The organism is Bradyrhizobium sp. (assembly GCF_049798375.1).
Classification (GTDB): domain Bacteria; phylum Pseudomonadota; class Alphaproteobacteria; order Rhizobiales; family Xanthobacteraceae; genus Bradyrhizobium.
Genome location: NZ_JBARGP010000563.1, coordinates 1 through 11441, shown reverse-complemented (window position 1 = coordinate 11441; position 11441 = coordinate 1). Strand labels below are relative to the sequence as shown.

At 65.3% G+C, this 11441-nt stretch carries 9 protein-coding genes and 1 pseudogene; 6 read left to right on the top strand and 4 right to left on the bottom strand.

All coding sequences use genetic code 11. From position 1 onward, the window contains the following. The 3 genes from WA702_RS22605 to WA702_RS22595 form a co-directional block, all read left to right on the top strand. Positions 1-451: ABC transporter permease (locus WA702_RS22605; protein ID WP_425112777.1), on the top strand; the 451-nt coding region annotated here is incomplete at its 5' end. Between the two features lie 2 nt (positions 452-453). Then, positions 454-1284 carry an ABC transporter permease gene (locus WA702_RS22600; RefSeq protein WP_425112776.1) on the top strand — a complete coding sequence of 277 codons (831 nt, stop codon included), beginning with the start codon at positions 454-456 and terminating at the stop codon, positions 1282-1284. Beyond that, a complete protein-coding gene (locus WA702_RS22595; protein WP_425112775.1) occupies positions 1281-2912 on the top strand; it encodes an ABC transporter ATP-binding protein in 1632 nt (543 codons plus the stop codon). Before WA702_RS22600 ends, WA702_RS22595 begins: the two co-directional genes overlap by 4 nt. A 118-nt stretch (positions 2913-3030) precedes the next feature. Here the strand turns inward: WA702_RS22595 and WA702_RS22590 are convergent, their stop codons facing one another. After that, entirely contained in the window at positions 3031-4359 is a 1329-nt protein-coding gene (locus WA702_RS22590; protein WP_425112774.1) for an FAD-binding oxidoreductase, read from the bottom strand. Between the two features lie 143 nt (positions 4360-4502). Between WA702_RS22590 and WA702_RS22585 the strand changes: the two genes are divergently transcribed. After that, positions 4503-5360, top strand: a complete 858-nt coding sequence (locus WA702_RS22585; RefSeq protein WP_425112772.1) for a VOC family protein — start codon at positions 4503-4505, stop codon at positions 5358-5360. Positions 5361-5399: 39 nt separating this feature from the next. Here WA702_RS22585 and WA702_RS22580 read toward each other — a convergent pair whose 3' ends face one another. The 3 genes from WA702_RS22580 to WA702_RS22570 are packed head-to-tail and all read right to left on the bottom strand — an operon-like array spanning position 5400 to position 8544. After that, positions 5400-6449 (bottom strand): 2Fe-2S iron-sulfur cluster-binding protein, encoded by a 1050-nt coding sequence (locus tag WA702_RS22580; protein WP_425112771.1) that lies wholly within the window; start codon positions 6447-6449, stop codon positions 5400-5402. Next, entirely contained in the window at positions 6449-8353 is a 1905-nt protein-coding gene (locus WA702_RS22575; protein ID WP_425112769.1) for an ethylbenzene dehydrogenase-related protein, read from the bottom strand. The genes WA702_RS22580 and WA702_RS22575 overlap by 1 nt, the downstream gene beginning before the upstream one ends. Then, positions 8350-8544: a hypothetical protein gene (locus WA702_RS22570; protein WP_425112768.1), complete on the bottom strand. Its 195-nt coding sequence runs from the start codon at positions 8542-8544 to the stop codon at positions 8350-8352. Before WA702_RS22570 ends, WA702_RS22575 begins: the two co-directional genes overlap by 4 nt. 674 nt (positions 8545-9218) lie before the next feature. On the opposite strand from WA702_RS22570, the gene WA702_RS22565 reads away from it, so the two are divergent. Together WA702_RS22565 and WA702_RS22560 are read left to right on the top strand one after the other, a co-directional pair. Continuing rightward, on the top strand, positions 9219-11141 hold the full coding sequence (locus tag WA702_RS22565; protein WP_425112767.1) for a type I secretion system permease/ATPase: 1923 nt from the start codon (positions 9219-9221) through the stop codon (positions 11139-11141). A 2-nt stretch (positions 11142-11143) separates the two neighbouring features. Further along, positions 11144-11441 (top strand): annotated as a pseudogene (locus WA702_RS22560) (HlyD family type I secretion periplasmic adaptor subunit); the annotation flags it as partial.

Below are 11441 nucleotides of genomic sequence, written 5' to 3'. Positions count from 1 at the left end.
GGTCAGGACCGGCATCTGGCGCGTGCTCGATATCGCGAGCCATCTGGTGCTGCCGACGCTGACGCTCGGATTGATCTTTCTCGCGATTTATCTGCGCATCATGCGCGCCTCGATGCTGGAGGTGCTCAACCTGGACTTCGTCCGCACCGCGCGCGCCAAGGGGCTGGACGAGACCCGCATCGTGACGCGGCATGTGCTGCGCAACGCGCTGCTGCCGATGGTGACCTTGATCGGGCTGCAGGCCGGCACCATGCTGGGCGGCTCGGTCGTGGTCGAAACCGTATTCTCGCTCCCAGGTCTTGGCCGGCTCGCCTATGAATCCGTAGTGCAGCGCGACCTCAACACACTGCTCGGCATCGTCTTCGTCTCCGCGCTGCTGGTGATATCTGTCAATTTCATCACCGATCTGCTCTATGCGCGGCTCGACCCGCGCATCACGGCGGAGAGCTGACAGTGGATACCGTGAAGCGCTACTTCCGTAGTCCAGCCGCGGTGATCGGCCTGTTCCTGCTGCTGGTCGTGATCGCGATGGCGCTGAGCGCCAGCACGCTCTATCCGCGCGATCCCCTGGCGCTGGCCGGCCGGCCGCTGCTGTGGCCGTTCGCCAATCCGCGCTTTCCACTCGGCACCGACAATTCGGGGCGCGATATCGCCGCCCAGATCTTCTACGGCGCCCGGATTTCGCTCTTGATCGGCGGCGTCGCCACGCTGATCGCGGTGGCGATCGGCGTGCTGGTCGGCGCCATCGCCGGTTATTATGGCGGCTGGATCGACAACATCCTGATGCGTATCACCGAGGCGTTCCAGACCTTGCCGAACTTCGTGCTGCTGCTGGTGCTGGTCGCGGTGTTCGGCTCGACATTGACCACGGTGATCGTGGCGGTGGGCATCGTGTCGTGGCCGGCGCCGGCACGGCTGACACGCGCCGAATTCCTGTCGCTCCGCAATCGCGAATTCGTCCAGGCGGGCCGGATCCTCGGCATGCGTGACACGCAGCTGATCCTCGGCGAGATCCTCCCCAACGCGCTGCCGCCGATCATCGTCTATGCCAGCGTGGTGATGGCGGTCGCGATCCTGCTGGAAAGCGCGCTCGCCTTCCTGCGCCTGTCCGATGCCAATGTCGCCTCCTGGGGCAACCTCATCGGCCTCGGGCGCGACGTGCTGCGCGTGCAATGGTACGTCTCGGCCATCCCCGGCGTTGCAATCCTGCTGACGGTGCTCGCGGTGTCGCTGGTCGGCCAGGGTCTCAACGACGCCCTCAATCCGAGGCTGAAGCAGCGATGAGTGCCGATCCCCTCCTCGCCGTCGAAGGCCTCAGCGTGCGCCTGCCGAAGGGCGCCGACCGTGCCAACGCGCTGAGCAAGGTATCGCTGTCGATCGCGGCAAACGAGATCCTCTGCATCGTCGGCGAATCCGGCTCCGGCAAATCGATGCTGGCCAACGCCATCATGCGGCTGCTGCCCGAGAGCGTGACGATCGAGGGCGGCCGCATCCTGTTTGAGGACCGCGATCTCTGCATAATGTCGCCGGCCGAGATGCGCAAAGTCCGCGGCGCCGAGATCGCGATGATCTTCCAGGAGCCGATGACCGCGCTCAATCCGCTGCGCACGATCGGCGACCAAATCGGCGAGATGCTGGAGATCCATACCAAGTTCTCCAAGGCCGAGATCAAGGCGCGCGTGCAGGCGCTGCTGTCAGACGTGCACATTCCCGATCCGAAGGCCGCAGCGAGGGCCTATCCGCATGAGCTGTCAGGCGGCCAGCGTCAGCGCGCCATGATCGCGATGGCGCTCGCGCTCGATCCAAAGGTTTTGGTCGCCGACGAGCCGACCACCGCGCTCGATGTCACCACGCAAGCGCAGATCCTCAAGCTGATCCGCGAGCTGCAAACGCGGCGCGGGACGGCCGTGCTGTTCATCACTCATGATTTCGGCGTCGTCGCGGAGATCGCCGACCGCGTCGTGGTGATGCAGCATGGCGTCGTGGTCGAGCAAGGACCGGCCAAGGTCGTTCTCGGGCAGCCGCGGCATGCCTATACCAGGCAGCTCATCGCGGCCGTACCGCCGCTGCAAGCGCCGCCGCCGCGCACGCTTGCCGATGACATCATTCTGAAGCTGGACAAGGTCACCAAGACTTACCGCACCGGCGGTTTCCTCGGCCGCGGCGTGCGCGTCACGCATGCGGTGAAGGACGTGTCGCTGGCGCTGCCAAGGGGCGCGACGCTCGGCATTGTCGGCGAATCGGGCTCGGGCAAGTCGACGCTCGCCCGCTGCATCATCCGCCTGATCGATCCCGATGCAGGTGCGATCCGGCTCGAGGGACAAGATTGGACCAAGCTGTCGCGCACGGAGATGCGCCGGCAGACGCGGTGCATGCAGATGGTGTTCCAGGATCCGTTCGCTTCGCTCAATCCGCGCCGCAAGGCGGCAGATCTCGTTGCGCAGGGACCGATCGTGCATGGCACGCCCCGCGCGCAGGCGCTGGCCGAGGCGAGAGAACTGTTTTCGCTGGTCGGCCTCGATCCGTCGGCCGGTGACCGCTTCCCGCATGAGTTCTCAGGCGGGCAGCGTCAGCGCATCGGCCTTGCGCGAGCGCTGGCGCTGAAGCCAGCGGTGCTCGTGGCCGACGAACCCGTCTCCGCGCTCGACGTCTCTGTGCAGGCGCAGGTGCTAAAGCTGCTCACGGGCCTGCGCGAACGGCTCGGGCTCTCGATCGTCTTCATCACCCATGATCTGCGCGTGGCGGCGCAGATCTGCGATCTCGTTGCCGTCATGCAGGACGGCGCTGTGGTCGAGCATGGCTTGACCCATGAGGTGTTCGGCCGGCCGCAACACCCCTATACGCGCGCGCTCATCGACGCCATTCCCGGCGGCGAGTTCGCAAGGGCGCGCGGTTCCGTTACGTCGCCTTGATAAAAAACGCCGTCATGCCCCGGCTTGACCGGGGCATCCAGTAGGCCGCAGCCTGTCATATGAACATCACGAGCGATGGAATACTGGATCACCCGCCTTCGCGGGCGACGACAGAAAGTTATGATACCTCCCGCGCGTCGCGCTGGCGATAGAGCAACAGCATCAGCGGCGCGAGCTTGCGCAGCAACGCGTGCGCCGGAATCGTGACGGGCTCGGAGAATGGCAGCGCCAGCTCGTTCTCCGGGACCCCGCGCACGGCCTTTGCGAGCTCAGCACCGAGCGGCATGGTCAGCGCGACGGCGCGGCCGTTGCAGCCGGTCCAACCATAGGCATCGGGCCCAAGCTTGTGGATGCGCGGCATGTAGTCCGTGGTCATACCGACATAGCCGTTCCAGACGTAGTCGAAGCTGACCTCGCCGATCTGCGGCCATAATCGCTGCAGCCGCTCGGCGACGCGCGCCTTCAGCCGCTCCGCCTTGTTGCCGGGACCGATCACCGCACCGCCCGTGACCAGACGATTGCGCGCGTCGTAGCGGGCGAAATAGAGCTCGCCATGGGTATCCGACATCGCCTGGCGCGCCGGGATGATGGATTTACGCACGTTGTCCGATAGCGGCTGCGTCGCCATCTGCCACGACAGCACCGGCATCACCTCATGCGCGATGTCGGGTGCGAGCGCCTTGGAGAACTCGCCGCTATAGGCATTGCTCGCCAGCACCAGCGCGCGAGCCGAAAGCTCACCTTTTTCTGTTCGCACCACCCAGCGATCGCCGCGGCGCTCGAAATCGATCACCGGCGAGCGCGCATAGATGCGCGCGCCGAGGCCGAGCACCGTGCGCGCAAGGCCGCGCGCCAGCGCCAGTGGATTGATGTGGCCGCCCGTCTTGTTCCAGAAGCCGCCATACCAGGCGTTGGAGCCCAGCATATCCCTGACCTGCTCGCGCGACAGCAGCTCCACATCAGCACCGAATGTCGACCACTGCTTGAAGCGCCGCTCGGCAATCTTGATGCGTCCCGGCGAATGCACCGGCTGCACCCAGCCCGCCTGCTCCTGCTCGGCCTCGATGCCGTAGCGCCTGACCGTGTCGAACAAGGCTGCGGCACTGTCGCGCAGCACCGCGACAAAGCGTTCGCCCGCGGCACCGTGACGCGCGACGATGTCGTCGGGATCAGGACGCGACAAGGTCGGAATCACCTGGCCGTTGTTGCGGCCCGAGGCGCCCCAGCCCGGCTCGATCGCCTCCACGATCGCGACGTCGACGCCCGCCTCGCGAAGATGCAGCGCCGTCGACAGCCCGGTAAAGCCGGCGCCGATCACCACGACATCGGCATGTGCGCTGCCCTCGAGAGTGGGACAATCAGGCCCCGGCGGCGTCTGCGCGGCCCACAACGATTGCGGCCATTGAACGTTGCCTGGAATATTGCTTGTCGTCGTTGCCATCTGCATCAGAACTTTCTTATCCGTGCGATCTCTGCGGGAGATCATTCTCGCCTTGCGCCATCGGCATGGCCGCGGCGGTTGCGAGGCATGGATCGATTGGGCATAGTCCGGCCGCTAATATGCCAAGTTCGGTGCAAGGAGACAAACGCGTGGCCCTGAAGAATGTCATCGGTATTGATCACGCCGTGGTCGTGGTGAAGGAGCTCGATGCGGCGGCCGAGACCTGGAAGCGGCTCGGCTTCACGCTGTCCCCGCGCGGCACTCACAGCGCGAAAATGGGTTCCGGCAATTACACCATCATGCTCGATCCGGATTACATCGAACTGCTCGGCGTGCTGGCGGAGACCGACCACAATGCACCGACCCGTGCTTTCCTCGCCAAGCGTGGCGAAGGCATCGAGCGCATCGCCTTCACAGCGATCGATTCCGCTGCCGGTGCCGAGGAGATCCGCGCGCGCGGCTTCGAGCCGATCGGCCCGACCGATTTCGAACGTCCGGTAACGATGCCGGACGGCAGCCTGTCGGCAGCCAAGTTTCGCGTCTTCCAATGGCCCGTCACGGAAGCGCCGGGGGGCCTGCGAATCTTCGCCTGCCAGCACAAGACCCGCGAGACGGTGTGGATTCCCGAACTGATGCGACACGCCAACGCCGCCGCGCGTCTCAGGCAGGCGCTGATCGTGACGCCTGAGCCAGCGCAGGACGCGGCCCATCTCACCCGCATGATCGACCGCGAAGGACAGCGTGAACCCGATGGCGCCGTCACCGTGACGTCCGGCGGCGACCGCGCCGGTTTCGTGTTCCTGACCCGGGACCAACTCGCCGGCCGTTATCCCGGCGTGTCGCTCGATGGTCTGGCGGAGCGCGGCGGGATCGGCCTCGTCATCGCCTCGCACGACCTTGCGGCGACCGAGAAGGCGCTGGGACCGGCAGGCACGCGCAGCGGTGCCAATATCGTCGTGCCGCCGGCGTCCGCCACCGGCACCCTACTCGCCTTCGTCGCATCCTGAAGACCCGTGTAGCGGCCGCATCACATGCGGCCGCGCGGATTACGCGGTCATCCGCGCTTCGGCCGGCTGCAGCATGGCCGGCCGGCCGCGCTGGCTGTCGAGCCAGTCGGCCAGGCGTCCCATCAGATTGCCGCCCTGCTCCGACGGCTGCCCCGATGATACGAACGGATCGCAATGGCAACGCGCACCGGCGGCGCGCGCAATCTTCGCCACGGCGTCGGTCATCGCAGGTGCGCCGCAGGTATAGACCACGTCATCCGGCGTCAGTTCCGGCAGGTGCTCGGTCGGCCGCCCGCTGCGGATTGCCGGCGATACGTTCTGCGGCTCGGATACGATAGGAATGATCTTGACGTTCGGGAACAGCGCCAGCCGACACAGCGCCTGATGCATGTAGAACGACTGCAGGCTGCGTGCGGTGACGATGAACACCATCTCGCGCTTTGGGTTCTCGGTGATGGCGGCCACCGCGATCGACCACATCGGCGCAAAGCCGGTGCCGCTCGCGACCAGCACGGTGCGTCCGCGATGCTTGGGCCGAAAGAAGGCAGTGCCGAGCGGCCCGATCACCTTGACCTTGTGGCCGGGCTTGATATCGCGTCCGAGTGCTGAGGACACCAGCCCGTCCTTGAGCTTGCGGATGTGCAGGTAGAGCAGGTGATCGTCCGGTGCGCCGACCATCGGATAGGTCGGGCTGTAGCAGCGCGCGGGGAAGCCGCGAAATTGCACCTTGATGTACTGGCCGGGGAAATATTTCAGCGGCTGTGGCAGATCGAGCGAGACGCCGACCACGTCGGGCGCCAAGCGCACGAGGTCACCGACCTCGGCCTGCATCGTCACTGTCTCCGGCGTCGGCTCGATCACGATCTTCAGATCGGAGACGACACGCGCCTGGCAGGCATGCGCCATGTCGCCTTCGGTACCGCCGAACAGCTTGCCGTCGACGACACGCACCTTGCACGAGCCGCAGATGCCGCTGCGGCAATCATGAGGTAATTCGACGCCATTGGTGATCGCACTGTCGAGCAGGAGATCGCCGCAGTTGGCGTAAAAGGTTTCCTTGTTCAAGGTGACCTTGCAAATCTTCGCCATCATTCCACCTCAAGTCGGATTGGCCGGACGTGCCTTGTATGCCGGATCTGGCTGTGATCGAACGCTGACACGCGCATGTAGACCCCGCTCTTCAGCGGAATATCGTATTTGCTGCCGGTATCGAGCTTGCGCGCGACCTCCAACGCCCAACGCCCGGATGCCCAGCGCGCCGCGCAACGCACATCCGCGCGGTCGCCCGAATAGTCGCCGGAGAGTACGACACCGGGCAGCACCGTGCCGACCGGAATGCGGGCATCCGCCTCCGCCGAATACGGCACCGAATCGGCCTCCATCAGGAACCAGCGCGCGTTTTCGCTCTCGCCCATGTTGGGATCGAGACTGATATCGCCCATAGCAGCCGTCATCGCCGCCACATCCTTCGGCAGCCGCAGCGGTCGCACGCCGCGATTGCCGAGCTTCATCGCCTCGGTGTCGAGCACGAAGTTGTCCTTATAGTTGGCATTGCCGGGATCAGGCGCGAAGCCGCCCCGGTAGGGCACGGTGTTACTCACCTGCTCCGGCGTCGGCTCCGCCGGCGGACCGAAGTGGTCGTCGTCGAGCCAGCCGGTCGGGCCGCCGTTGGTCGCCTTCCACTGCCAGACGTCGGCATAGACGTCCGTCCCGGGCGTGTAGTGGATGCCGCGGCCGGACATCGTCGCCGGCTTGTCGGACATCGGCCGCGGGCTCGCATGGAAGGTGCGGTCGCCGGCGAGCGTGACGTCGAGCGTGGTGAACAGCACCGAGAACTTGTCCTCGTTGTAGTCGTGCTCGTCGCCGACCTCGTAGCCATTATGCAGCAGGTACCAGCCGTCGGCCTTCTTCACCATCGGCAGCTGCTTCAGCGAGCGGGTCGGATCATCCCAGGTGAACAGGAAATACGCCCAGGTGCCGTCATGCACCGCGCGGATTTCGACGCGCGATTCGCCGGTGCCATCAAAATTGCCACCCTGATTGGTCATGACCTCGTGCGGTGCAACCGTGCGCCAGATGTGATCGGACGTGTCGCCATCCAGCGTCGGCGTGTCGGCCGAGGCGATGCGATGGATCGTCAGCGAATCTTCTGCAAAATAGTCCGCAGCGACGACCGCCGATCCTGCCGTGATCGCGACCGCGATGGCGACGACGAACGGATTGGACTGGAAGGTCGCATTGCGACGTCGTGAATTGGTTTTGCCCGGGCCACGCCGACCGCCGCCGGATCCCTGTGGCTCGCCGCGCGTGCGGATGCCGTCAGGCCGCTTCATGGCCGGGCTTGCCGTGGGCGCGGATGGCGGCGCCGCCCGCACCGGCACCTCGCTCTCCTCCAACCGCTCGGTCTGCGCGACCAGCATGGTGAGCAACTCGACCGCGTCGAGCTTCGGCGGCGGCGGCGGCAATGCCGACGGCCTGATCACGCGAAACAGCTGCGACGTGCCGCCGATGCTGTAGTGCGTCAACACATGCAAGAGGATGAACACCGGCACGATCCAGGTCGCGTACCAATGGATCTGCATCGTGAGATGCCCGGACTCGACGCCGAAGAACAGCAGCCCGCCGCTCACGATCAGGGCAAGCATCGCGAGAAACAACAACCAGTGCAGGAGGATGCTGATCGATCCTTTGCGGGCCTGCGGCCGACCGAACAGGCCGCGCAGCCTGATCTTGTCCATCGCCACGCGCCGGCTCAATCCGGAGCGCATCACATAGATCGTGTAGGCCACGGCGACGCCGACCAGCACGATCGCCGCCGGCATGTGCCAGGTCCAGACGTGGGCCCGCGGCAACACCCAGTCGATCTTATTGAGCCATTCGTGATCGGGCGCTTCCGTCGCGATCCGCAAGCCAGTAATGAAGGCAACGATTGTGGCGCCGGCCAGCAGCCAGTGCAGGATGATCGTTCCATAGTCGGTCCGACGAATTCTCACGCACGCACCTCCGCTTCGCAGAGCATGCGGTCAATGGCACCGAACCGGCGCACGACGATGTTGGAGTGATCGGCTGATATGCATGAGCGCGCGCAGCGGCGGTTCTGATCTAAGCATGCATCGGGCCGCGCGATCATCCGCCAGATGTTGGTCTTGGTACGCAACTTGTCATTCCCCCAGATGCCTTTCACGGCAATCGAGAATACCTCTCCGACGCCGCGACCGATGCCGTCGCGACGCGTTGGACGGCTCATCACCCCACCGTCTCGTGCCGGTACGCATGACCGGCCTTAAGCTCCGCAATCACTCCGCTGCTCGTACGACGGAGCAGATGACGAAAGCGCGATCACCCACCTTGATCGGCGTCAGCGAGAATTAGCCCTGCACATTCCGGGTGGTATCTCGATCATGATGTCGAGATCCCTGCGTGCGGATGCATATCCTGTCGCCATTGATCGTCCCTGCTACTGTCCTCTGTCATCGAGAACTTGAGATTGAGCGGCGCAGCCGTTGCGCTGCAGAGAGATTTATGGGGCTTCGTGGCGTCAATCGGCCCGCACCGCGACCAATGCGCACTGAAGCAAGGTGATAGCCGGACTAATCTGTGACAAATGTAACGATGCTGCGCGCAGCGCGGCGACTAAGTATCAGCATCTTCAATGAAAATTTGCGCAGCCACAATTTTGCGAAAGGCTCGGAATAATTTTTTGCACTGCGTGTCCGCACGCGGGAGATGATGTTTGTGGCCGTCTCAAGTTTTTTGCGGAATTTGGCCAGCGTCCAATTGTCGCCGGAAATTCGTCGGCATCAGCCGTCAAGAGAGGTGTTCAATCACGACAACCGGCCGCTGAGGAGGCGCAACGACATGAGTGTCGCCCAAGATCATCCGCGGACGACAGTTGCCGCTGGCCTTGCAGACTTTCTCGGCAATGGAGACGATCCGGTGACGCGGGGCTTGCGGCAGGCTGCGCGCCGAATCGCCGGCATCGGCATCTTCAGCGGCGCCATCAACATCCTGATGCTCTCGGGCTCGGTCTATATGATGCAGGTCTATGACCGGGTCATCCCGAGCCGCAACCTGGCGACGTTGGCCGGCCTGTCGCTGATGATTCTGCTCGCCTATGTCATGCAGGGCTATTTCGACGCGCTGCGCGCGCGCATGCTGTGCCGGGTCGCCACCGTGTTCGATGCAAGCCTGCAGGAGCCGATCCATCATGCGCTGGCGATGCTGCCGCTGCGCGGCACCCGGCCGATGCTGATGCAGCAGCCGCTGCGCGATCTCGACCAGCTGCGTGCCTTCATGTCGAGCATGGGTCCGACCGCTTTCCTCGACATGCCGTGGATCCCGATCTTCCTGATCGGCCTGTTTCTGTTTCATCCGCTGATCGGCTTGACCGCGGTCGCCGGCACGGCCGCCATCATCTCGATGACGCTGATGACGGAACGGCTGTCGCGTCGCGCCGCCAAATCCGCATCGGACACGAGTGCGGCACGCCAGGTGCTGGCCGACGCCACCCAGCGCAATGCCGAAGTGCTGCATGCGCTCGGCATGACCGACCGATTCGCCGCGCGCTGGACCGAGGTCAACGAGCGCTACCTGAAGGACAACATCCGCGCCTCCGACGTGTACGCCAACCTCGGCTCGGCGGCGAAGGTGCTGCGCTTCATCCTGCAGTCCGGGATGCTCGGCATCGGCGCCGCGCTCGTGGTGTCCGAGCAGGCCTCGGGCGGCGTCATGATGGCATCGTCGATCCTGATGGGCCGTGCGCTCGCACCGGTCGAGGTTGCGCTCGGCACCTGGAAGCAGCTGGTCGCGGCGCGCCAGGGCATCGTCCGCCTGCGCGAGACTTGCAAGGCCACCGCCAAGCCGCCGGTCCCGGCGGTGTCGCTGCCGCGGCCGTCCCGTGAACTGGTGGTGCAGGAGCTGGCCGTCGGCGCGCCCGGCAACGAGCGCCCGATCGTGTCCAACATCTCGTTCACGATCAAAGCCGGGACGGGCCTCGCTTTGCTCGGTGCCAGCGCCTCGGGCAAGACGTCGCTCTCCAAAGCGCTGGTCGGGATCTGGCCGGCGCAGCACGGCGTGGTCCGGCTCGATGGCGCAGCGCTCGACCAATGGAGCAACACGGATCTCGGCCGCCACATCGGCTACCTGCCGCAGGACGTCGCGTTGATCGACGGCACGGTGGCAGAGAACATCTGCCGTTTCGACCGCAATGCGGACTCGGAAGCGATCCTGAAGGCGGCGCGGATCGCCGGCGTCCATGACATCATCCTGCGTCTCCCCGAGGGCTATGCCACGCGGATCGGCCAAGGCGGCATGTCGCTCTCCGCAGGTCAGCGGCAGCGCATCGGGCTTGCCCGCGCCGTGTTCGGCGATCCCTTCCTGATCGTGCTCGACGAGCCGAATGCCAACCTGGACGCGGATGGCGAGAACGCGCTGAGCCGCGCGATCCAGATCATGCGGCAGATGAAGAGCATCGTGATCGTGATCTCACACCGGCCGAGCGCGCTGGCCGCGCTCGACATGGCCATGGTGCTCTATGAGGGCAAGGCGATCGCGTTCGGCTCCTGTCAGGAGATCTTCGCGCGCGTGTCCGGCGGCAAGCCCGGCCAGGCCGCGCCCGCGGTCGGAAAAGTCCCGCCCGCCGTCACCAGAGCAGCACCGGTCGCCACCAACGCGGCGCCAGCTGTTGCCAGGGCTGCGCCGCAGCAGCAGCAGATTCGGGCAGCGCCGGCGCCGGCCACGCGGCCGGTCCGCCGTGCCGCTCCCGCTGCGGAGAATGCCTGATCATGAAGCACGTCAACGACCTCAGGCCGTTCGATGACGACGATTTCACGCCGCCTCCGAGCCGTCACGTCGGCCCGCAGGGCGACGCCCTAATCCTCGAATTGCAGCGGCTGCAACGCGCCTTCGAGGATGACAACGAATTCGACCGCACTGGCGCAAGGCAGGGCCGCCGTTCGCCGGCCGGCCGCAAAGCGTCGCAGAAGGCCGCGAAGAAGAGCAAGAAAAGCAAGGTAAGCCGGGCGTTCGACGGCTGGCTCCAGCAGTTCGGCTTTCGCTCCAGCCCTGCCCCGCAGCCACAGC